The organism is Actinomadura macra NBRC 14102, assembly GCF_001552215.1.
Taxonomy (GTDB): domain Bacteria; phylum Actinomycetota; class Actinomycetes; order Streptosporangiales; family Streptosporangiaceae; genus Spirillospora; species Spirillospora macra.
In genome coordinates this window covers 403,786-426,021 of the sequence record NZ_BCQT01000010.1, presented here as the reverse complement: position 1 = coordinate 426,021, position 22,236 = coordinate 403,786, and the positions used below count along the sequence as shown (strand labels likewise).

General features: G+C 73.2%; 19 protein-coding genes. 10 read left to right on the top strand and 9 right to left on the bottom strand.

Going from position 1 to position 22,236, the window contains the following annotated elements:
- Positions 1 to 7: 7 nt before the first annotated feature.
- The 3 genes from AMA02S_RS18705 to AMA02S_RS18695 form a co-directional block, all read right to left on the bottom strand.
- Entirely contained in the window at positions 8 to 820 is an 813-nt protein-coding gene (locus AMA02S_RS18705) for a VOC family protein (RefSeq protein ID WP_067460152.1), read from the bottom strand.
- Between the two features lie 161 nt (positions 821 to 981).
- Entirely contained in the window at positions 982 to 1,320 is a 339-nt protein-coding gene (locus AMA02S_RS18700) for a MerR family transcriptional regulator (RefSeq protein WP_067460149.1), read from the bottom strand.
- Positions 1,321 to 1,446: 126 nt separating this feature from the next.
- Entirely contained in the window at positions 1,447 to 1,887 is a 441-nt protein-coding gene (locus tag AMA02S_RS18695) for an Hsp20/alpha crystallin family protein (protein ID WP_067460146.1), read from the bottom strand.
- A 193-nt stretch (positions 1,888 to 2,080) separates the two neighbouring features.
- Between AMA02S_RS18695 and AMA02S_RS43550 the strand changes: the two genes are divergently transcribed.
- Genes AMA02S_RS43550 through AMA02S_RS18680 form a run of 3 tightly spaced genes read left to right on the top strand, consistent with a single transcriptional unit; the run spans position 2,081 to position 5,513 of the window.
- The gene (locus AMA02S_RS43550; RefSeq protein WP_084265296.1) at positions 2,081 to 2,899 is read left to right on the top strand and encodes a carotenoid biosynthesis protein; all 819 of its coding nucleotides are present in this window, start codon (positions 2,081 to 2,083) and stop codon (positions 2,897 to 2,899) included.
- Positions 2,887 to 4,344: a phytoene desaturase family protein gene (locus AMA02S_RS18685; RefSeq protein WP_067460851.1), complete on the top strand. Its 1,458-nt coding sequence runs from the start codon at positions 2,887 to 2,889 to the stop codon at positions 4,342 to 4,344. Before AMA02S_RS43550 ends, AMA02S_RS18685 begins: the two co-directional genes overlap by 13 nt.
- Positions 4,341 to 5,513, top strand: coding sequence for a glycosyltransferase family 2 protein (locus tag AMA02S_RS18680; protein ID WP_067460143.1), 1,173 nt, complete (start codon positions 4,341 to 4,343; stop codon positions 5,511 to 5,513). Before AMA02S_RS18685 ends, AMA02S_RS18680 begins: the two co-directional genes overlap by 4 nt.
- Here the strand turns inward: AMA02S_RS18680 and AMA02S_RS18675 are convergent.
- Positions 5,464 to 6,027, bottom strand: a complete 564-nt coding sequence (locus AMA02S_RS18675) for a glycerol-3-phosphate acyltransferase (protein WP_067460141.1) — start codon at positions 6,025 to 6,027, stop codon at positions 5,464 to 5,466. The genes AMA02S_RS18680 and AMA02S_RS18675 overlap by 50 nt on opposite strands.
- Between AMA02S_RS18675 and AMA02S_RS18670 the strand changes: the two genes are divergently transcribed.
- Entirely contained in the window at positions 6,002 to 6,727 is a 726-nt protein-coding gene (locus tag AMA02S_RS18670) for a spheroidene monooxygenase (RefSeq protein ID WP_067460138.1), read from the top strand. The genes AMA02S_RS18675 and AMA02S_RS18670 overlap by 26 nt on opposite strands.
- A 5-nt stretch (positions 6,728 to 6,732) precedes the next feature.
- Here AMA02S_RS18670 and AMA02S_RS18665 read toward each other — a convergent pair whose 3' ends face one another.
- The 4 genes from AMA02S_RS18665 to AMA02S_RS18650 all read right to left on the bottom strand — a co-directional run bounded on the left by AMA02S_RS18665 (position 6,733) and on the right by AMA02S_RS18650 (position 11,766).
- Positions 6,733 to 7,779, bottom strand: coding sequence for a phosphate acyltransferase (locus AMA02S_RS18665; RefSeq protein WP_084265295.1), 1,047 nt, complete (start codon positions 7,777 to 7,779; stop codon positions 6,733 to 6,735).
- A 1-nt stretch (position 7,780) separates the two neighbouring features.
- Positions 7,781 to 8,734, bottom strand: coding sequence for a phytoene/squalene synthase family protein (locus tag AMA02S_RS18660; protein WP_067460135.1), 954 nt, complete (start codon positions 8,732 to 8,734; stop codon positions 7,781 to 7,783).
- Positions 8,731 to 10,194 carry a phytoene desaturase family protein gene (locus AMA02S_RS18655; RefSeq protein ID WP_067460131.1) on the bottom strand — a complete coding sequence of 488 codons (1,464 nt, stop codon included), beginning with the start codon at positions 10,192 to 10,194 and terminating at the stop codon, positions 8,731 to 8,733. The genes AMA02S_RS18660 and AMA02S_RS18655 overlap by 4 nt, the downstream gene beginning before the upstream one ends.
- 63 nt (positions 10,195 to 10,257) lie before the next feature.
- Positions 10,258 to 11,766, bottom strand: a complete 1,509-nt coding sequence (locus AMA02S_RS18650) for an SDR family oxidoreductase (RefSeq protein WP_067460128.1) — start codon at positions 11,764 to 11,766, stop codon at positions 10,258 to 10,260.
- A gap of 175 nt (positions 11,767 to 11,941) precedes the next feature.
- Between AMA02S_RS18650 and AMA02S_RS18645 the strand changes: the two genes are divergently transcribed.
- The 6 genes from AMA02S_RS18645 (at position 11,942) to AMA02S_RS18625 (ending at position 21,735) form a co-directional block, all read left to right on the top strand.
- Positions 11,942 to 12,373: an STAS domain-containing protein gene (locus tag AMA02S_RS18645; protein WP_084265294.1), complete on the top strand. Its 432-nt coding sequence runs from the start codon at positions 11,942 to 11,944 to the stop codon at positions 12,371 to 12,373.
- Positions 12,374 to 13,234: 861 nt separating this feature from the next.
- The gene (lanL, locus tag AMA02S_RS18640; RefSeq protein ID WP_067460126.1) at positions 13,235 to 16,027 is read left to right on the top strand and encodes a class IV lanthionine synthetase LanL; all 2,793 of its coding nucleotides are present in this window, start codon (positions 13,235 to 13,237) and stop codon (positions 16,025 to 16,027) included.
- Positions 16,024 to 17,898 (top strand): alpha/beta hydrolase family protein, encoded by a 1,875-nt coding sequence (locus AMA02S_RS18635; RefSeq protein ID WP_157430686.1) that lies wholly within the window; start codon positions 16,024 to 16,026, stop codon positions 17,896 to 17,898. The genes lanL and AMA02S_RS18635 overlap by 4 nt, the downstream gene beginning before the upstream one ends.
- A gap of 5 nt (positions 17,899 to 17,903) precedes the next feature.
- Positions 17,904 to 18,059: a VenA family class IV lanthipeptide gene (locus AMA02S_RS42930; RefSeq protein ID WP_169806848.1), complete on the top strand. Its 156-nt coding sequence runs from the start codon at positions 17,904 to 17,906 to the stop codon at positions 18,057 to 18,059.
- Positions 18,060 to 18,205: 146 nt separating this feature from the next.
- On the top strand, positions 18,206 to 20,032 hold the full coding sequence (locus AMA02S_RS18630) for an ABC transporter ATP-binding protein (protein WP_157430685.1): 1,827 nt from the start codon (positions 18,206 to 18,208) through the stop codon (positions 20,030 to 20,032).
- The gene (locus AMA02S_RS18625; protein WP_067460849.1) at positions 20,029 to 21,735 is read left to right on the top strand and encodes an ATP-binding cassette domain-containing protein; all 1,707 of its coding nucleotides are present in this window, start codon (positions 20,029 to 20,031) and stop codon (positions 21,733 to 21,735) included. The genes AMA02S_RS18630 and AMA02S_RS18625 overlap by 4 nt, the downstream gene beginning before the upstream one ends.
- Positions 21,736 to 21,790: 55 nt before the next feature.
- Here AMA02S_RS18625 and AMA02S_RS18620 read toward each other — a convergent pair whose 3' ends face one another.
- On the bottom strand, positions 21,791 to 22,177 hold the full coding sequence (locus tag AMA02S_RS18620; protein ID WP_067460122.1) for a hypothetical protein: 387 nt from the start codon (positions 22,175 to 22,177) through the stop codon (positions 21,791 to 21,793).
- Between the last annotated feature and the right edge of the window lie 59 nt (positions 22,178 to 22,236).

The following is a 22,236-nucleotide window of genomic DNA, read 5'->3' as shown; positions in this document are numbered from 1 at the left end:
CCGGCGGTCAGGAACCGCGCTTCGGGGTGACGATGGCGAGGCGCGCGCCGATCGGGTCGTTCATGACGGCGAGGCGCGCGAAGCGCGCGGTGGGGACGTCGATCGGCTCGACGCGCAGTCGCGCGCCGAGCTCGACGGCCCTGGCGGCGGACGCGTCGCAGTCGGCGACCGTGAAGTACGGCATCCAGTGCGTGGGGTGGTCGGCGGGCCAGAACTCGTCCATGGGGATCATGCCCGCCACCGGACGGTCACCGGCCTTCCAGAGGGTGTAGCCGGTGGGGACCTCGCCGGAGGCGTTGTAGTACGGGCGGTCCTCGAAGGTCCAGCCGAAGATCTGGCCGTAGAAGCGCCGGGCCACCTCGACGTCGGGGGCGACCAGCTCGACCCAGGAGACCGTGGACGGCTCGTCCCAGAGCGCCGCGCCATGGAACTCGAAGGGTTCCCAGACGCCGAAGTCGGCGCCCCGCGGGTCCGCGAACTGCGCCATCCGGCCGAGGTGGGCGACGTTGCGCGGCTCCGACTGCTCCTGCCCGCCCGCGGCCAGCACGGCGAACGAGGACTCCAGCGCGTCCTCGGTCTTGAAGTAGCACGTCCAGCTGGGCTCCTCGGTGCTGTCGAGCAGCGACCGCATGGCCGCGATCTCGGGGCCCTGGACCCCGCCGAGGGTGAACATCTCGTAGTCGCCGAAGGTGTCCACGCTCAGCGTGTACGAGGACCATCCGAACAGCCCGCGGTAGAACTCCTTGGACGCGTCGACATTGGGGCTGGCCAGGTCCACCCAGCAGGGAGCCCCCACGGGGTAACGCGTTACCTCGGGCATGGATGCCACGCTACGGAAGGGCACGCAATCGCAGCGGCGGCGAGCGTGAGGGGATTCCCCAAGATCGTCTAAATTCTGGCAAATCGGCGCACGCGCGTCGCGACGGGCCGGTGTCGCGCAGACGCCGGGCTAGGCGGACGCCGGGCTAGGGCGGAGCGGTCTCATGGGCGGTCCTCTGCGGCCCCGCCCTCGGGGGGACGTGCGGCGAGGCGCCGGGTGAGCTCGGCGTGCTCGCGGGTGAGTTCGGCGAGCTGGTGCTGGAGTTCGAAGATGCGCCGGATGGCGGGCAGGGTCATGCCCTCGCCCATCATCGTGACGACCTCCTGGACGCGGCCGATCTCATGGCGGCTGTAGCGGCGCTGCCCGCCCGCCGACCGCTGGGGCGACACGATCTCGTGGTCGTCGATGCGGCGCAGGAACGCCTGCCGCACGTCCAGCATCTGGGCCACCTGCCCCACGGTGAACAGGGCGGCGTGCTCGTCGTCGAACGGCAGATTCATGTCGTCCTCCTGCCTCGTTCCGGTGACCGGACTCGGAAAGCGGGAGGAGGGCGCGCCCGGCCCCGTCCGCGCGTGCCGTGCAGGCAGCGCGGCCGGGGCCGCTCGCACCCATGCTCCGGCCGCCGGTCAGCTCTTGATCGCCTTGGGGCCGTCGCCGGTGCGCTGGATGGCGACCTTGCGCGGCTTGGCCTTCTCCAGCACCGGGATGCGGACGGCGAGGACGCCGTTGTCGTATGCGGCCTCGATCGCCTCGGCGTCCAGGTGCTCCGACAGGTAGACCCGGCGCGTGAAGGCGCCCATCGCGCGCTCGCGCACGAACACGCGCTCGTTCTCGCCGTACTCCTCCTCGCGGCGGGCGGTGACCGACAGCACGCCGCGATCCACGGTGACCTCGATGGAACCCGGGTCGGCGCCGGGCAGGTCGAACCGCAGGACGACGTCGTCGGCGCGGCGGATCCCGTCCATGGGCATGCTCGCGGCGCTGCCCTGGCCGTTGATCTGGCGGACCGCTCGGTCGAACTGGCGCTCGAATTCCTGCACGAACGGGTCGATCGACGTCAGCAACATTGACCATCACCTCCGAAGACCCTCGGCGCCCGGTCGGGCGCCGAACCACCTGTTCCTCGTACAAGAGGAAACCTACAACTGAAGTTATAGGTAACCTGCGAACCGATGTCAAGGGGGCGGCGCGGGAAAGCGCTCTCGCCTTTGGCCGTGGTGGATGTGCATCCGCGGCGCGGCTCGGCTCCGAAGGGTGTGTATGGGACAGGTGCGGGACGGGCGGGCCGGGCAGCGACGGGGGACGCCCGCTCGGCGGCGGGTGGGGGCGGGGGTGGTCGCGGGGTCCGGTTTCCTGGCCGCGATGGTGGTCGCGCAGGTCGCGTCGGGGTTGCGGCCCGAGTCCGTCCGGCTGACGGCTGTGGTCGTGGTGCTGCTGGCGGCGAGCACGGTGGCGTTCCTCGCGGGCAGGTACGGGATCGGCCGGGCGATCGGGGCGTTCGGCGCCGCGGTGCTCGTGGGATACACGGCCGAGTGGGTGGGCGTCCGGACCGGCGTGCCGTTCGGGGACTACTCCTACACGTCGCTGCTGTGGCCGCAACTCGGCGGCGTCCCGGTGATCGTGGCTCTGGCCTGGGGCGGCATGGGGCTGGCCGCGCACTCGGTGGCCACCGCCATCGTGCCGCAGGGCGGGCCCGTCCGGTGGGCGGTGGGGGCGGTGGCCCTGACGGCGTGGGACTTGTTCCTCGATCCGCAGATGCTCCGGCTCGGCCTGTGGACGTGGGCGGACGGCGGCCCGTACCGGGACGTGCCGGTCGGCAACTTCGCCGGATGGCTGGGCGTGTCGCTGCTGGTGATGGCCGTGGTCGACACGATGGTGAGACGGTCGGCGGTCGCGTCCCGGGGCCTCGTCGTGGTCTACACCGTGATGGCGGTGATGGAGACGATCGCGTTCGCGGCGGTGTTCGAGCCGCCCGACCGGGTCGTGGCGGCGGCCGGCGGGCTGTCGATGGGGGCGTGCGCCCTGCTGGCGTGGCGGCCGGTCTGGAAGCCGGTCTGGAGGCACCGGTGGCAGAGGTGATCGTCGTCGGCGGCGGGGTCGGCGGGATGGTCGCCGCGCTGCTGCTGGCGCGCGGCGGCCACCAGGTCCGACTGCACGAGAGGCGGGACCGGCTCGGCGGGAAGCTCGCCGAGCGTGTGCGCGACGGTTTCGTCTTCTCGCTCGGGCCGTCGTTGCTCACCCTTCCCGGGCTGTTCCGGGACCTTGGCGTCGACCGCGAACTGGTGGCCCTGGACGAGCTGTGCAGGTACCGCTTCGCGGACGGATCGGAGCTGCGCGCGCACCGCGACCCGCACCGGATGGCGGCGGCGGTCGAGCGGCTGGCCCCCGGGCAGGGCGCCGCGTGGCGGGCGTTCTACGGCTGGGCCGAAGAGTGCCTGGCGGCGGCACGGCGGACGTTCTTCGCCGGGCCGCTGGTCCGCAGGCCCGCGGACGCCCGGATCGGCGACCTGTTCGCGGTCGCGCCGGGCCGGACCCTGGACGGGCTCGCGCGGCGGTTCTTCGGCGATCCCCGGCTGCGCCAGTACGTCGGCCGGTACGCCACCTATGCGGGGTCGGACCCGTACCGGGCGCCGGCCGCGCTCGGGTGCGTCCCGGCGATCGAGCACGGGGACGGCGGCTGGTACGTGCCCGGCGGCCTGCCCCGGATCGCCGACGACCTGGCCGGGCTGCTCGTCGAGGCGGGCGTCGAGATCCGTACCGGCAGCGCGGTGACGCGGCTGATCGCCGACCGCGCGGCGGTGTCGGGGGTGGTGCTGGAGTCGGGCGAGCGGGTGCGCGGCGACGCGGTGGTGGTCAACGCCGACGCGGCGGCGCTGTACGGCCGGCTGCTGCCGGACGGGCGGCGGCTGCGCCGGATCGCCGGACTCGGCCCGTCCTCGTCGGCGTTCCTGCTGCTCGCCGGAGTGGAGGGACGGACCGAAGGGCTCCCGCACCACTCGGTCGTCTTCTCCGCCGACTACCGGCGGGAGTTCGGCGACATCTTCACGCGGCGGGTGCCGCCCAGGGACCCGACCGTGTACATCGGCTGCTCCGCGGTCGACGACCCGTCCCAGGCGCCGTCCGGGGCTGAGAACTGGGTGATGCTGGTCAACGTCCCCGCCGGCGATCCGGGACGCTGGCCGATGACGCCCGACTCCTACCGCGACCTGGTGCTGGAACGTCTGGCGCGTCGTGGCCACGACCTGGCCGGGCGGCTGCGGTTCGTGGAGACGTTCACGCCGGCGGACCTGCGCGACCGGTACGGCGCGTGGGGCGGCGCGATCTACGGCACGGCCTACCGGGGCCGGTTCGCGTCGTTCCGCAGGCCGGGGAACCGCGGGCCGCGACGCGGGCTGTACCTGGTGGGCGGGTCGGTGCATCCGGGCGGCGGGCTCCCGCTGGTGGCGACGGGCGGCCGGATCGTCGCGTCGCTGGTCGCGGCGGACCTGGCGCGGCGGGCGGCTGGACGCGCGAGGACGCGATGAGGGCGCTCACCCTGGCCCAGGCAGCGGCGGCAGCGGTCGTGGCCTCGCGGCTCGCGCGGGGGAGGCACCGGCCGGCGCCGCTCGTCCCCGGGCGCTCGGGCCCGCCCGCGCGGCCGGTGTCGGTGGTCGTCCCGGCGCGGGACGAGGAGGCCCGGATCGGCGGCTGCCTGGTGCCGCTGCTCGCCGACCCGGCGGTGCACGAGGTGATCGTCGTGGACGACGAGTCGCGCGACGGGACGGCGAAGGTCGCCGCACGGCTGGGCGCGACCGTCGTGCAGGGCGCGCCGCTGCCTGCGGGTTGGGTCGGCAAGCAGTGGGCGCTGCATCAGGGCGTGCAGGCCGCCGCCGGGCCCTTCGTAGTGCTGCTGGACGCCGACACGCGTCCGAGACCGGGGCTGTGCGGGGAACTCGTGGCGCTGCTGGACGAGTGCGACCTGGTGTCGGCCGGGCCGCGGTTCGTCTGCGGCGGGGTGGCCGAGCAGGCCTTGCACGCCTCGCTCCTGGCCGGGCTGGTCTACCGCTTCGGGCCGATCGGCCCGGTGCCCGCCTCGCCTGACCGGCTGCTCGTCAACGGGCAGTGCCTGGCGTTCCGCAAGGCGCGGATGGTCGAGGCCGACGGGTTCGCCCGCGTCCGGCGGCACCTCACCGACGACGTCGCGCTCGGGCGGCTGCTCGCCCGCGACGGCTGGCGGGTCGCCTTCCGGGACGCGGGCGCCCTGCTGGAGGTGGATATGCACGCCTCGGCCGCCGACGTGTGGCGCGAGTGGGGGCGTTCGATCGCGTTGCGGGACGTGACGGGCGGGGCCGCGCTGGCCGGGGACCTCGCGGTGATCTGGCTGACCATGGCCCTGCCGGTGCTGCGGACGGCTGCGGGACGTCCGGCGCCGCTGGACCTCGCGCTGCTCGCGCAGCGGATGCTGCTGGTGGCGGCGCTGCGCGGCAGCTACGCGCGGCCGGGGCCGGGCCTGGCGGTCTCACCGCTCCTGGACGTGGCGTCCGCGGCACGGCTGACGTGGTCGGCGTTGCGGCCGGCACGGACGTGGCGCGGCCGTACCTACAGCCGCGCCCACGGCCCCGGCTACAGCCGCACCGACGGCGGCGACCACGGGCGCGTGGCGGTCAGGCCCGGCGATCGGCCAGCGCGGCCTGCCCGAAACGCAGCCCGATGAGGCACATCAGCGCCCCGGTGCCGGCCACGTGCCCGACCGGCGCGAAGATCAGCTGGAGCGCGGGCAGTGAGAACACCGCCACGCGCGTCCCCCACGCGAACGACCGCCGGGCCAGGCTCGCGCCGACCAGCAGCGCGACGCCCAGCGCGAAGGCCGGGGGGCAGATCACGGCGAACCCGCCGGCGAACGTGAGGATCGAGCGGCCGCCGCGCCATCCGGCGAACACCGGCCAGGCGTGGCCCACCATCGCCGCCGCCACCGCCGCGTACACCGGGAGGATGCTCCCGCTGCTCACCGCGAGCCCGACCAGCCCCGCCAGCGTTCCCTTGAGCATGTCGCCCGCGAAGACGGGGACGGCGGCCTTCCAGCCGAGCCGTTCCATCACGTTCCAGAAACCTGGGTTGCGGTCGCCGACCTCGCGCGGGTCGAAGCCGTGGACGCGTCCGACGAGCACCGCGACCGGCACCGAGCCGAGCAGGTAGCCGCCGATGACCGCGACGAGCACGGGAGCCATCGCCTCGTTCCACCTCATCAGGTATCGGAGTTGGGACGCCATGCGGAACATGGCGTTCGACCGGCCGGTGCTGCGCGGCACCGGCGGCCTGTCGTTCTGGCGGCTGCTCGGGACGGGCCGCGGCGACTCGATGACCCTCGGCGCCGACCTGCGCCGCTGGGCGCTGTTCGCCGTGTGGGACGACGAGGCCGCGCTGGAGGACTTCCTCGCGCGCTCGCCGGTGGCGGCGCGGTGGTGGGAGGACGCCGAGGAGTCGTGGCATGTGCGTCTCGTGCCGTCGTCGTCGCGGGGCGGATGGGGCGGACGCGATCCGCTGGCCGCGGCGGTCGCGGCGGTCGCCGCGCCCGGCCGCTCCGAGGGCGGTCCGGTGGCCGTCCTGACCAGGGCCTCGATCCGTCCGAGGCGGCTGGTGGCGTTCTACCGGTCGATCGCGGACGTCGACCGGGAACTGCGGCGCGGGCCGGGCCGGCTCGCCTCGGTCGGCGCGGGGGAATGGCCGCTGGCCCGGCAGGCGACGTTCTCGCTGTGGGAGGACGAGGCCGCCGCCGCCCGTTTCGCGTACCGGACGTCCGCGCACCGCGACGTCATCGCACGCGTGCGCGGCGAACGCTGGTACGCCGAGGAGATGTTCGCGCATTTCGTTCCGTACGGAAGCCAGGGCACGTGGGATGGCCGGGATCCGCTGCTCGCCCAGGGGTGACCACGTCACGGCAACGTCCGCACGGCGGGGTGACGGTCCACCGGCGCCGGCCCGCCCGCCGATCCGCCCGCCGATCCGTCCGGCGGCCCGGCCGCCGATCCGCCCGCCAATCCGCCCGCCAATCCGGACGCCACGACGCACGCCCGCGTGATCGCGGTGGCCGTGGACGAGCCGTGCGCGACGACGACCGTCCCGGTCAGGCCGAGAAGTGCCGCGCCGCCGTGGGTGTCCGCCGTGTAGAGCCGCGCGACCTCCTCCAGCCGTCCGGTCGGGGCGATCCCCGTCCGGGCGACCAGCTTCAGGGTGGTGCGGACGCAGCCCTCGATGTTCTTCAGCACCACGTTGCCGGTGAAGCCGTCCGTCACGACCACGTCGACCGTCCCGGCGAGGACGTCGTGCCCTTCGACGTTCCCGTGGTAGCGGACGGGCACGTCCGGGAGCAGGCCGGCGGCCTCACGGGTGAGCCGGTTCCCCTTCCCCGGTTCGGAGCCGATGGACAGAAGGCCCACCGAGGGATCGGCCACGCCGAGGACGGTCCGCGCGTAGGAGGCCCCCAGCAGCGCGAACTGCGCCAGCATCTCCGCGGTCGGGTCCGCGGTCCCCCCGGCGTCGACCAGCACCGTGGACCCGGTCAGGGTGGGCAGCGCCACGGCCAGCGCCGGACGCAGGACGCCCGCACGCCGGCCGAGGACACGGACCGCGCACGTCACCACGGCCCCCGTGGAGCCCGCCGAGACGAACGCGCCCCCGTGCCGTCGCGCCACCTCGCACCCGATCATCAGGCTCGAACCGGGCCGCGCGGCGGCGCCCGCACCGCGCTCGGCCATGGGCACGACGTCGTCGGCGTCCAGCACGTCCACCTCGGCGGCGCCGCCATGCAGCCGCAGGAGCCGCCGCAACTCCCCGCCCCGCCCGACGAGGATCACCGGCACACCGTGCTCGCGCCGCGCCGCCAGCGCCGCCGGCACCGTCTCGGCCGGGCCGTGGTCGCCGCCCATCGCGTCCAGCACCACAGGAAGGACCGTCCCGCGGGGCGTTCCCCCACCGCCCATGTCAGCCCACCCCGGACGGTACGCGGCGCTCCGCCCGCCCGGCGGCGGACGCGGCCCGCAGATGCCGCGCGAAGATCGCCGCCCGCCGGCGGCGCGGCACCCGCGCCCGCGCCGCCAGCACGTCGTGTCCAGCCGCCGCGATCCGGCCGAGGATGCCCCCGTACAGCTCGACGGCGGCGCGGATGCACGGCCGGGACGACGGCGCCAGCAACTCCACCCCGCCGAGGGCGCGGCGGTAGTGGTCGCGGGCGCGGTCGGCCTCGAACGCCACCAGGTCGCGCAGCCCGCGGGTGCTGGCGGGGGCGGCGAGGTCGGCCTCGCTCACCCCGAACTTCGCCAGGTCCTCGCGCGGCAGGTAGACGCGGCCCCGGGCCAGGTCCTCGGCGACGTCCCGGAGGAAGTTGGTGAGCTGGAAGGCCCGTCCCAGCTCCCGGGCCGGCTCGCGGGCGAGCCGATCGGCGCCCGGCATCGTCTCCAGCACGGGGAGCATCATCAGGCCGATGGCTGCGGCGGACCCTTCCATGTACTCCAGCAGATCCTCGTAGGTGTCGTAGCCCGCGACGGTGAGGTCGGTGCGCATCGACCGCAGGAACGCGTCGATGTCGGCCCGCTCGACGCTGAACGAGCGCACGGTGTGCACGAACGCGGGCAGGACGGGGTCGGGGAGCGGCTCGCCCGCCAGGCAGGCGTCCAACCGTGCCGTGACCTCGTCGAGCGCAGCCGCCCGTCCGGCCGGATCGGTGGACCCGCACACGTCCACGATGTCGTCGACATGGCGCGCGAAGCCGTACAGCGCGTGCACGTGCCGGCGTTTCCACGCGGGCAGCAGGAGCGTCGCGAGGTAGAAGGAGCGACCATGGCGGGCGTTGAGGCGGCGGCAGTGCTCGTAACTCGCGGTCAGTGTCAGCGGTGGTGCCTGCGGTGGCGTCTGCGGTGGCGTCTGCGGTGGCGTCATCGGCGGTCCTCCAGGACCCGGACGGCGGCCAGCCGCCCGGAGATCAGTGCCGGGGGGACGCCCACGCCGGGCGCGGTGTACATCCCCGCGACGTGCAGGCCGGGGACCCGGCGGACGCGGCCGGAGGGCCGGAACCAGGCCGTCTGGCGGAAGCGGTGGTCGAGCGCGAAGGGCGTGCCCGCCGAGTGGCCCAGCCGCGCCCAGCCCGGCGGGTCGATCGTCGTGCGCGGCGCCGCCGACAGATCGCCGTAACCCAGGTCCGCCAGGCGGCCGAGCAGGCGTTCCTCCAGCCGGGGCGCGAGGTCGTCCCAGTCGGCTCCGCTCGCGAGGTTCGGTGCCGGCTCCAGCACGCTCAATGTCGGAGGCCCGCCGCCCGCTGTGCCGGTCTCGGGACAGGTGATCAGCAGGCTCGGGTCGGGCTGCGGACGTCCGGCCGCCAGCGCGGCGAACGTCGCGGCCCACTCCCGTCCGAAGTGCAGGGTGTGGTGGGCCTGGCCGGGTGGACGCCGGTCGAGCCCGACATGCATGACCAGGCAGGACGGCGAGAACCGGGGGCGGGCCAGCCGCCAGCCGCCCGCCGCGCCCGCCGGCAGCAGCCCGCCCCGGGCCCGCGGCAGATCGCAGGCGACGACCACATGGCGAGCTCGGAGACGTTCGCCCGTTTCCAGCCGGACCGCCACCACCCCCGACGCGTCCGTCTCGACCCGTTCGGCGCGCACGCCGTACCGGAGCGCGGCGCCCGCCTTCTCCGCCACGGACGCCAGCGCCCGCGGGATGGCGTGCATGCCGCCGGACGGGAAGTAGACCCCGCCGACGGTGTCCATGTGCGCGACGACGGCGTAGATGGCCAGCGCCTTGGCCGGGGCCAGCCCCACGTACAGCGCCTGGAACGTGTGCGCCCGGATCAGCCGCTCGTCGGTCAGATGCCGTGCCACGAACCGGTCCAGCCGCCGGAATCCGCCGGCGGCGGCCAGCTTGAGCAGCGCGTGGGGCCTGGCCATGGCGCGCAGCCGCGTCATGTCCGCGTCGATGAACGACGACCACTCCGCCTCGAACATCGTCCCGAGCCGCCGCCGGAACTCCAGGTACCGGGCCGCCTCGGCGGGCCCGCACAGCGCCCGGACGTTGTCGGCCATCCGCTGGGCGCCGTCCACCACGTCCAGCTGCGAGCCGTCGGGGAAGGCCATCCGGTAGAAGGGATCCAGGCGCCGCAGTGGCAGCACGCTCTCCATGTCCACACCGGCGGCGCCGAACGTGTCGGCGAGCACCTCCGGCATCGTCAGGACGGACGGTCCGGTGTCGAACCGGAAGGGGCCCAGGTCCGCCGTTCCGCAGCATCCGCCGGGCTCGTCCCGCGCCTCGACCACCACGACCTCACGGCCGTGCGCGGCCAGGTGGAGCGCCGCGGACAGACCGGACAGGCCCGCCCCGATCACGACGACCGGGCCATGGGTCCCCATCAGCTTCCTCCAACGTCGCCCCGGGTTCTGTCCAGTTCTTCGGGGCGCGGAGGCCGATCGGTTTCACCCCGTCCGGGAAGCCGCCGGGGAACGGTCCTGCTCGGCGGCGCGGGCGATGCCGCGGCACATGACGCCGAAGATGCGGTCGTGGAACGGCCGGAACATCCACCAGTACAGGTGTCCCGGCAGTCCCCGGGGGTGGAACAGCGCCCGCTGCGTGAGGATGCTGCCGCCGTCCTCCTCGGACACGCCCAGTTCCAGCCAGGCCAGGCCGGGCAGCCGCATCTCCGCCCGCAGCCGCAGCAGCCTTCCGGTCTCCTTCTCCTCGACGCGCCAGAAGTCGACCGTCTCCCCTATACGCAGGCGGCGCGGGTCCCGGCGACCCCGCCGCAGCCCCACGCCCCCCACCAGCCGGTCGATGACACCCCGCGCCCACCAGGCGACGGGGAAGGAGTACCAGCCCGACTCGCCGCCGACGCCCTCGATGACGTCCCAGAGCCGTTCCGGTGGTGCGTCGGAGCGGCAGGACCGCTCGTCGGTGTAAAGGCTTCCGCCCGCCCAGTCCGGGTCCGTGGGCAGCGGGTCGCTGGGCGCGCCGGGAACGGCGGCCGAGGACCAGCGCGTGGCGACGTCCGTCTCGCGGACGCGGCGCAGCGCCAGCGCGACCGAGCGGTCGAAGCCGATCGGCCCCTCCGGCGGTGGCGGGATGTAGCGGGCGATGTCGTTCTCGGAGCACACCACCTCGTTGCGCAGCGACTCCACCAGCGGGCGCGCGAGAGCGCCGGGGACGGGCGTGATGGTCCCGACCCACAGGCTCGACAGCCGGGGGCTCAGCAGCGGCACCGGCAGGATGATCCGCGGCTTCAGCCCGGCGACGGCGGCGTACCGGCGCATCATGTCGGCGTAGGTGAGCACGTCGGGGCCGCCGATGTCGAACCCGCGGTTCACCTCGGCGGGCAGGGTCGCCGACGCCACCAGGTAGTGCAGGACGTCCCGGATCGCGATCGGCTGGATGCGGCTGTGCACCCATCTCGGCGTGACCATCACCGGGAGCCGCTCGGTGAGGTAGCGCAGCATCTCGAACGACGCCGAACCCGAACCGATGATCACCGCGGCCCGCAGCCACACCGTCGGTACCCCGCTGTCCAGCAGGATCTTGCCGACCTCGGCGCGGGACCGCAGATGCGGTGACAGCTCCTCCTCGGGATCCATGCCGCCGAGGTAGACCAGCCGCCCGATCCCGGCGTCCCGGGCCGCGCCGGCGAAGGTGCGCGCGGCCTCGCGGTCGGTCTCGGCGAAACCGCCCTTCCCCCCGATCGCGTGGATCAGGTAGTAGGCGACGTCCACTCCGTCCATCGCCCGCCCGGTCGTCTCCGGGTCGGTGGCGTCCGCCTCCACGATCTCCACCCGTTCGCTCCACGGGTAGTCGCGCAGCCGCCGAGCCGAGCGGACCATGCACCGCACGGTGTGACCGGCGTCCAGGAGTTCGGGTACCAGCCGGCCCCCGATGTACCCGCTGGCTCCGGTCACCAGGCACAGCCGCCCGCCCGCGGTGTCGGTGTCATGGCCCATGGAATGCCCCCGCCTTCCCCCGAGATCAACGCCTTCCTTGAGATCAGCCGCGTCCTACCCGCCGTCGCCGATCGCAAGCGGCGATGACCGCCCTGGAGAAATGGATCTTGGACGCAGGTCACAGGAATGAGGCGCCCGATCAGGGGTACCCCGGTCTCCATCGGGAGGTGGGAACATGACGATGAGTGCGGTACGGGGCGAGGAGTCCCTTGCGGGTTGGCAGTGGTGCGGTCCACAGAACCGGATCCGAGTCCGAGCCGAACGCCGCGACTCCACCCTTGTCGCGTATGTGGAGGGCGAGATCGACTATCTCGTGTCCGGTCCCTTTCGCGAGCACGTCCTTTCTCTTCCTGCTCCGTCCTGGCGGATCGTCCTCGACCTGGAGAACGTCAAGTTCTGTGACTCCTCCGGACTGGGCGCGATGGTGGGCATCTGGAAGGTGGTCAAGGCACGTCGCGGAAAGCTGGTCGTGAGCCGTCCCAGCGCGCTGTGCCGGCGGATTCTGCGGCGTACCGGTCTCGACAAGCATTTCGTCGTGAGCGCCACGCTCAGTCACGCGCTCACGCAGGTCACCGCAGGCAACACGGGTTCTGTTCAGACGGGATGACCGTCCCCCGCCAGTGACAGGCCGGCGGTCAGGCCCGAAGTTCGGGGATACGCCCGCGCCCCGGCTCCCGCTCCTCACCACTCTCCACGGCGGCAGCAGCGGCCTTGCCTTGGTCCTGCGCAACCGGCTCTGGCACCGTCCGGGGCCGATCTGCGCGCGGCGCTCGACGGCCAGTTCGCCGCCACGACGGCGTTGATCAAAGGCGTGCATTCGTTGCCGGTCGCCTCGCCGCGCCTGTGAGCAGCCGGTCCTAATGTCGAGGCCGGTGCTGACGGGATCGCGCTCAACGTTGCCGGCATGCGGGTGAAGAACGGCACGACGGCGGCACTCCGCGGGCGCCACCTGCTCCTGGGAGGAGGTCGGCTCCGGACTGGGGCCGATGATCCCTCTCGACAGTAAAGGACATTACTGAGAAACCGGGCATAAAGGGCATTCTTCGGTTTTCAACAAGAAGTGATCTACCTTTCTGTGTCCCCCGGTGCGAAGAATGATGATCCTTTTGCGTGAGGGACTACTTGCCGCGCGGCAAGGCAACCCAATTCTCCTTATTTTTGCCGAGATCAAAGTTGGAATTGTCGTCGCGTCAAGATGGACATAGGTCCTCATGTGGACATCAGATCACCTCTGATGTCACATCCGTCACACCCGTCACAGTGAAAGAACTTTCAGGAAATGTTTCCTACTAATCCGATGGGTTTGATTCTAAAAAAGGGCCTGGATTTTACGTTCTCTTGTGGTTAGCGTGTGCATCCGAACGGTGGCTTGCGGGGCCGGATGCAGCACTTCTGGCGGACGTGATTCCGATCTTCTCGGAAACATTGCCGGCGAAATGGTGCAGACGCAGGGGAGCGGAGATCATTCATGGCGGACTTCAATTTCAGTGTCTTCAGCGCGGCGTCGGCCGCCGATACAGGAGATGCCGATCTCATTGATGTCCTCACGCACGCCCTAGGTGAGGCCCCCGCTCCGGCACGGTGGCGCACGGGCCGCAACGGCATCTGGTGCTCGGTCTCCCCTGAAGGCGGGCGACAGCTCGCGCAGGGCTGGAAGCTGCATGTTTCCGCCACTCCGGCGTCCGCGCGGGAGGTGCTCCGGCGCACCCTGCCCGTGCTTCTGGAAGCGGACTCGGCGTTCAAGTTCGCCGCCACGACCGACTATGTCGCGGCGCTCAACGCGCGTAACACCTCGCGCGGCCATTCGGGCAAGTTCATGACGATCTACCCCGGCAGTGATGCCGAGGCGGTCCGGTTGGCCGGCGAACTGGACCGGGTAACGGCGGGTCTTCCCGGTCCCCGGATCCTTTCCGACCGGCCCTATGCTCGGGAGAGTCTCGTTCATTACCGCTATGGCGCGTTCGTCGAAGAGCGGCGAATGACCAATGACGGGTTCTACGCGTGGATGATCCTCGATCCGGACGGGAATCCGGTGGAGGATCGGCGTGTCGGCCGGTACACACCTCCCTCATGGGTGACCTGTCCCTTTCCTGACAATGGGATGAACGTCACTCGGCAGTCAGGCGGTACGGGAGACGAGGTCCTGATCGGGTCGCGCTTCGCGGTTCGGGAGGCGATCCGCCATTCCAACAAGGGCGGCGTGTACCGCGCCGTGGACGCCGAGAGCGGGGACCCGGTGGTGATCAAGGAGGCTCGTCCCCATGTCGCCGCCGATCATCGGGGGCGGGATGCCAGAGACCGGCTGCGTTCGGAGTTCCGGGCGCTGGAGTCGATACAGAGCCTCGCATTGGCGCCGCGTCCCGTCCGGCTGTTCACCCAGAGCGGGCACCTGTTCCTCGCGCAGGAGATGATTCCCGGAAACCCATTACGCGACTGGACGGCCGATCTTCTCGGCGAATCGGGCTGGGGTGCCCATCTGGCGTCGGCACTCGGAATGGCGCGTCGGCTGGCCGACCTGATGATCAAGGCGCACGCCGCCGGGCTCGTGCTGCGGGACTTCAACCCCAACAACATCATGGTGCGCCCTGACGGCACCCCCGTCCTGATCGACCTCGAGCTGGCCGTGACCGGGGACGACCCGCCGGAGGACGCGCCCACGGGGATGGGAACCCCGGCCTTCGGGGCGCCCGAGCAGATGGAGGGCGCGCCGCCCCGGGTGACGGCGGACTACTACAGCCTCGGCGCGACCCTGTGTTACGTCTTCACCGGCGGCCCGCCGTACTTCCTCGACGATCGCCCACCGGCCAGACCGCTGGCCGACCGCCTGACGGAGTGGCTGGCGGCGCGCACCCACGATCTGGACCTGCCCACCTCGGTGACGACGATGCTCACGGGGCTGATGGCCGACGAACCCGACCGCCGCTGGACACCGGCGCGGGCACGTGAGGTGCTGGCGCAGTGGAACCCGGTCCCCCATCGCGGGCACCGCGAAGACCACCGGGCTCCGGATGAGAGTGAGGGCGCTTCCGAACCGCAGTGGTTACGCGAGGCGTGCGAGCAGGCCGTCGAAGGGATCACCGGGTACCTGCTCGCGTCCATGGAACCGGAGTCGGCGCGGGTGTTGTGGCCCGCCTCCTGCGTCCACGGCGCGCCCGACCCGTGCAGTCTCCAACATGGTGCCGCGGGCAGCCTGGGAGCCCTGGCGCGGTGCTACCAGCTCACCGCCGACCCCCGCCTTCCCGAGGGCATCGGCGTCGCCGCACGCTGGATCGTCAAGCAACTGCAAGAGGACACGGGCCGGCCACCCGGACTGTACTTCGGGACGGCGGGCGCCGCGTGGGCACTCCTGGAGGCGGGCCTGGCGCTCGGAGACGACGGGCTGGTCGATGACGCGCTCGCCGTGGCCGAGAGCCTCCCGTCCAGGGCGGCGAGCCCCGACGTGACCCACGGGACGGCGGGCATCGGCCTGACCGCCCTGCACATGTGGGCACGCACCGGGCGGGCCCGGTTCGCCGAGCGGGCCCGCGCCGCCGCCGACGCCCTGGTCGCCTCGGCCGAGGAGCGGTCGGGCCGCCTCGTCTGGAGGACGCCCGCCGACCAGGACTCCAAGCTGGCCGGCAAGACCTATCACGGCTTCGCCCACGGTACGGCGGGGGTCGGCTATTTCCTGCTCGCCTACGCCGAGGCGTCCGGGCACGCCGGCTGCCGGGAACTGGCCCTGCGCGTCGGCGACGGCCTGCTGGACGAGGCGCTCATCACGCCGCGATCGGCGATGTGGGGGACCGGGTCCGGCGACGCGCCCACGGCCCCCTACTGGTGCCACGGCTCGTCGGGCATCGCGAGTTTCCTGGTCCGGTTGGGCCAGGCCACCGGCGCCGAGCGGTTCGCACGCGCCGCGGACCTGTCCGCGCGGGCCGTGACGGACCACGCGTGGCGCGCGGTGCTGGGGCAGTGCCACGGCCTGTCCGGCAACGGCGACTTCCTGCTCGACATGGCCTCGCTCACCGGCGACGGCCGGCACCGGGCCGCCGCCTGGCGGCTCGCCCGGATCATCCTCGCCGGCCGCGCGCACCGCGACGGCCACATCGTGTTCCCCGACGAGCAGGGGGAGATCTCGACGACCTGGGGTGACGGCCTGAGCGGCATCCTGGCGTTCCTCGCGCGGCTGCGGTACGGCTCCCCGCGGCTGTGGATGGCCGACGCCGCGCACGGGGCCGCCACCTCCGCGGCCGGGACGAGCGGCACGGGACGGACGGCATGAGGGCCGCCGTGCCCGACATGTCGGGCGTACCCAGCAGGTTCGGCTTCGCCTTCTCCGGCAACGGCCGGTGGGCGACCTGCCTCAGCACCGTCCAGGGCAGCGCCGATCGAGACAGGGTGACGCTGGAGCGCTGGGACCTCGCCGGCCCGGTACCGTCCCGCTGTGCGCTCGGCGGTGGGCGGGCGGTCGTCGACCGGCGTAGCCGCCCGCTGCCACTGGACGACGGCCGGGTCCTGGTGGCGCGGGCCGAGACCGCTGAGGGCGGGGCCCCGGCCGGGCACGGCACCGTGGTCGCGGCGCGGGTGAGCGGGGCGGGACTGGACATCACCCGCTCGTGGCCGATCGCCTCGATGCTCGCCGGGCACCTGCTGGCTGCGCCGGGGACTCCGCAGGTGGTCGTCCTCGTGGCCGTGGAGGACGACGGGCACTCACGGATCTGGCGGTTGTCGGACTCCTCACCGTCGCTCGATCCGCTCCTGCGGGTCCCCGGCGTCCTGTCGGGCGGCGTATGGCTCGACGACGGGCGGACGCTGGCCCTCGACCACACCGCCGAGGGGCACCGGACCGACGCGATCATGGTGGACCTGCACGATCGCAGCTGGCGGCGCGTCTGGTCGGTCGCCAGCACGACGACGGACCGGATCGTGGCCTACAGCCCGCGTTCGGGCGTGCTGGTGGTGACCACCAGCTCGCCCGGCGACCAGCAGGCGGGAACCGAGCGCATCGGGCTGTGGTCCCCCGGCACCGGCCCGGTGCGCTTTCCCACCACCCTCAACCGGCCCGACCGCTCGCGGACCCCACTGACCCTCGATGAGAGCGGCGAGCACCTGCTGGTCGGCGAGGTCCACGGCGCGACGTCCCGCCTCGTGGTCTACACCGCGGCCCACGACCGGGTCGAACCCATGCCGGGGCCGCCGGGCACGCTGTGGCCGCCCGCCTCCTGGACGGGCGACCGGATCCACTTCCGCTTCTCGGCCCCGCACCAGCCACCGACGCTCGCGACGGTGCGCCGTCCCGCACGCTCCGGCTGGTCCCTGGCAGCCCGGCCGCCCGGCGCCGCGACGGGCTGGATCGGCGCCGAGCTCGTCGAGCTGCCGGGCCCGGCCGGGCCCATCGAGGCCGTCGTCTACGGCGGTCCCGACTGGCGCCGGTGCCCCCGCCTGGTGATCGCGCTCCACGGCGGTCCTCTCGCGGCGTGGCGGTTCGAGTTCGACCCGCTTCTGCAGCACCTGGCGGCGGCCGGCGTGGCCGTCGTCGCCCCCAACTACCGGGGCAGCACCGGCTACGGCGAGGAGCACCTGCGGGCGGTCATCGGCGACTGGGGTGGCCCGGACCTGGAGGACGTCGTCCATCTGGCGCGCGCCATCACCGACTCCCGCAGGGCCGCCTCGCTGCCGGGCCCGGTCCTGCTCGGCGGGAGCTACGGCGCCTTCCTGGCGCTGCTGGCGGCCTGCCACAGCCCGCGGCTGTGGTCGGGGTGCGTGGCGCTGGCGCCCTTCACCTCGGCATCGAGCCTCTACCGCGACGCGACCGTTCCGGTCAGGGACCGGGTGGCGCGGTTGAACCGGTCGCCCGACGGCGGTGAACCGCTCGCCGAGCGCGACGTCCTGCGCGTGTGCGGCGCGCTCACGGCGCCGCTGCTGCTCGCCCACGGGACGCGGGACGAGGTCATCCCGGTCGGGCAGTCCCGGGCGCTGCGGCGCCGCCTTCTCGAACTCGGCAGTACCGAAGGGGCCGACTTCGACTATGTCGAGGTCGACGACGACCACACCGGCGTCGTCCAGTCATGGCCCCCGGCGCTGCGCACAGCGGTGGTCCGCTTCTGCCTCACCGCGGAGCGGATCGTCGGACACGACCAGGAAAGGAGGTGAATCGAATGGACATCTTCGAAGGTGACCTCGTGGCGGCTCTCCAGGAACTGCCCGAGACCGACCCCATCGAGATCGAGGGGATCCAGCTCGGCGGCACGTGCTCGTGCATCGGCCTGCTGACGCTGCTGAACTCCGTGTGTATCGGCATCACCTGCGCATGATGACGAGCACGGCCACGCGAGCCCGGACAGGCTAGGCACCCCCCGGTTCGCGAACCCCGGTCACGGGCCGGCCAGAAGGCCGGTCCGTGACCGGACCCACGTCCACTGTAACGAACGCCCGCTGAATGGGAACGGAGCCGAGGAGCGTGGCACCGACAAAGTCCGCCGGCACCGACGACCCCGCCTCCCTCGCAGGACCCCACGCCGCCTCCGCCAGGCAGCGCGCCGGAGGCAGGCGGCTGCTCCGCGCCGCCCTGTACCACGCCCGTCTGCCGATGACCCTGCTGTCGGTGCTCACGGTGGTCCGCATCGTGGCGATGCTGGCGACGCCGGTGATGCTGGCCAGGGCGATCGACGCCGTCCGCGCCGGCGGGCAGGTGGGCGCCGCCATGGCCGGCCTCGCCCTCGTGCTCACCATCGCCGCCGTGGCCGACACCGCCGAGGACCTGGCGGGCGCCTACTGCGGCAGCCGCGTCACCGCGTGGCTCCGGCACCGCCTGATCGGACGGGTGCTGGAACTCGGCGTGCCCGGCCTGCGGCGATTTCCCGCGGGGGACGTGCTCTCCCGGCTCACCGAGAGCGCGGGCGGCCCGGCCGCCTTCCCGGTGCTGCTGCTGTCGGCCGCCGCGGCGCTGGCGACGACGGCGGGCGCCATGACCGCGCTGGCCCTGATCGACTGGACCCTCGCCCTGGCCTTCGCGCTCGGCATCCCGCCGGCGATCGGGGTGCTGCGCGTCTTCGTCGTCCGCGCCAGCGAACCCTTCACGCGCTACCAGCGGCATCTCGCGGCCATCGCGACCCGGCTGCTCGACGCCGCGCAGGGCGCCCGCACGATCCGGGCGGCGGGCACCGCCGGCCGCGAGGTCCGGCGGATCCTGCTGCCGCTGCCTGAGCTGCGAGAGGCCGGGCACCGTACCTGGACCACGCAGGGACAGGTGAGCTGGCGGCTCTCCCTGCTGGCCCCCGCGATCCAGATCCTGGTGGTCGGTGTCGCCGGGACGCGGCTCGCGACGGGCGGCATCACCACCGGCCAGCTCGTGGCGGCCGTGTCCTACACGTCCATGGCGCTCGGCGCGGTCGCCCTCTTCGACACCTTCGTCGCCCTGCTGAACTGCGAGGTCGGCGCCGGACGCATCCAGGAGATCCTCAGCGCGCCCCCGGCCGTCAGGCCGCCCCCCTGCCCGATGCGGCTGCCGGACGGGCCCGGCGAACTGCGGCTGCGAGAGGTCACCGTCCGGATCGGCGACCGGACCGTGCTGGACGGCCTTGACCTGACGGTGCCCCCCGGAACCTGCGTCGCGGTCGTGGGCGAGTCCGGGACGGGCAAGAGCGTGCTGGTCTCGACGATCGGACGGCTCCTGGACCCCGCCGAGGGATCCATCGAGCTCGACGGCGTTCCCGTCGCGGACGTGGCGCTCCCGACCCTGCGCCATGCCGTGACGTACGCCTTCGAGCGTCCCGCGCTGCTCGGCGCGACCGTCCACGACACGATCGCCTACGCACGTCCCGACGCGACCCGCGAGCAGGTGCGCCGTGCCGCCCGCGCCGTGGCCGCCGACGAGTTCATCCGGGCGCTGCCGGCCGGATACGACACCCCGCTTGACCGCGCCCCTCTGTCCGGTGGTGAGCTGCAACGGCTCGGCCTGGCGCGGGCGGCCCTGACGGACGCGCGGATCCTCGTCCTTGACGACGCCACCAGCAGCCTCGACACCGCCACGGAGTTGAAGGTGACCCGGGCGCTCCGGGCGATCCTGACCCGCCGCACCAGCCTGGTGGTGGCGCGCCGCCCCGCCACGGCGGCCCGCGCGGACCTCGTCGCCTGGCTCGACGGGGGACGGATACGCGCCCTCGCCCCCCACGCCGACCTGTGGCCGGACCCCGGCTACCGCGCCGTCTTCTCCGCCGGCCCCGACGCTCCGTCCGCCGCCCCGGCGCCCCGCCCCGATCCGGCCGCACCCCGGTCGCGCGCATGAACGTTCCTCCGGCCGCGCGGCTGCTGCGCCACCATCTGCGCGGGCAGGGGCCGGCGATGCGCCGCCTCGCCGCGTGGTCCGTCCTCGAAAGCGTCCCCGCGTTCGCCTCGGGCTTCCTGCTCGCCCAGGCGATCGACCGGGGTTTCCTGGCGGACGCGCCGCTCACCGGGCTGTCCTGGCTGGTGGCGCTGGCCGTCCTCCACGTGCTCGGCGCCGTGGGCACCCGGCGGATCTATCCCTGGCTCGCCGCCACCGTCGAACCCCTCCGCGACTCCCTGGTCACCGACGTCGTCACCGCCACCGTGAACCGGATGGGCGAGCAGACCGCCGGCGCCGGCGTCTCCCAGCTCACCGAGCAGGCCGAGGCCGTCCGGTTGCTGCTGGGCACCGCGTTGCGCAACGCGCGGCAGCTGCTGACCGCCGCGGTCGCCGCGCTGCTCGGGCTGCTCCTGCTCTCCCCGCCGCTGGCCCTGGCCATCGTCGTGCCGGTGGTGCTCGCCGTGACCCTGTTCGCCGCGCTCCTGGGCGTCCAGGTCCGCCGTTACCGCGCCGTCGTACGGCATGCCGAACGCATCGGCGAGTCCGCCACCACGATCGTCGAGGGCGTCCGCGACGTCGTCGCCAGCGCGGCCGAGGACCGCGCGGCCCGCACGGTCGGCGAGGCGATCGACGCGCAGGCCGCGGCCCTGCGCGCCTTCGCCCGCTCCCGGCTGGCCCGCCTCCCCGTGCTGGTGCTGGGGGTGCACCTGCCCCTGCTCGTCCTGCTCGCCCTGTCGCCGCACCTGATCGCGCACGGCCGGCTGACCGCCGGTCAGGTCGCCGGGGGGATCAGCTACCTCATCACCGGACTCCAGCCGGGGATCGTCCTGCTGGTCGACGCCGGCGGCACCCTCCTGCTCAGCCTCGCCGTGATCCTCGGCAGGCTCGCCGAGATCTGCGCCGGGTCCGGCGGGACGCCCCCCGCCGCGCCGGGGACCCCCGCCACGTCCTACGACATTCACGCCGACCATGTGACGTTCGCCTACGCGCCCGAGGCAGCCCCCGTCCTCGCCGACCTGTCCCTGCACATACCCGAGGGCACGCATCTGGCGGTGGTCGGGCCCAGCGGCACCGGGAAATCGACGCTGGCCAACGTGTTCACGGGCCTCGTCAGCCCCCAGCAGGGCGGCGTCACGCTCGGCAAGGTGCCGCTGGCCGCCATCGACACGGCACGACTGCGCTCGACGATCACCCTTATCCCGCAGGAGAGCTACGTCTTCGCCGGGACCCTGCGCGAGAACCTCGCCTACCTGCGGCCCGACACCACCGCCGCGCAACTGGACGAGGCCGTCGACGCCGTGGGCTTGACCCCGACCATGAACCGGCTCGGCGGCTACGACGCCGAGATCCCCCCGGGGGGCGGCGCGCTGTCCCAGGGCGAACGCCAGCTGATCACCCTCGCCCGCGCCTACCTGTCGCCGGCGCCGGTCATCATCCTCGACGAGGCCACCTGCCACCTGCACCCCGCCGCGGAGGCCCGCGCCGAGCAGGCCCTGGCCGGCCGCGAGGGCACGTTGATCGTCATCGCCCACCGCATCAGCTCCGCCCAGCGCGCCCACCAGGTTCTTCTACTGGACGACTCGGCCCCACTCCTCGGAACCCACCACACCCTGCTAGCCCTCAGCCCCCTCTACGCCGAACTAGTCGGCCACTGGCAGCAGTAAAAAGCGTGGCCGGCGGACGCGACGAGTTGCTTGCCGCGATCTCCAGCCGACGCGCCTAGGCGAGGGGTGGGGCGGAGGCGGTGATGGCCCTGGCCTGCCCGACCGCGTGGGCGGCCCACGAGCCCGACTGCGGGCCCGGCGGGAACTGCGCGGTGTGGTGGAATCCGGGGCCGGTCACGGAGACGGCCACGAAACCGAGGTAGCGGCGTTCCTTCATCAGCAGGAACAGCAGGCCCAGCAGGCAGAACCAGACGAAGATGATCGTCAGGACGATGGCCACGACGGGGATGCCGTCGGTGACCTGGGTGGAGTCCTGGACGGTCCAGGTGGAGCCGTGGAGCGGATAGCGCCCGTACGGGAGGATGACGTGCGTGCTCGTCAGGGCCATGTCGCCGATCTGCAGCAGAACAGGCTCGGCGCCGCCATGAGGAACCGGGTACATCCACTCACCTCTGCTCGAATGACCGTCCGTCGCCCCCCGAAGGACAGCCTCATGCTATT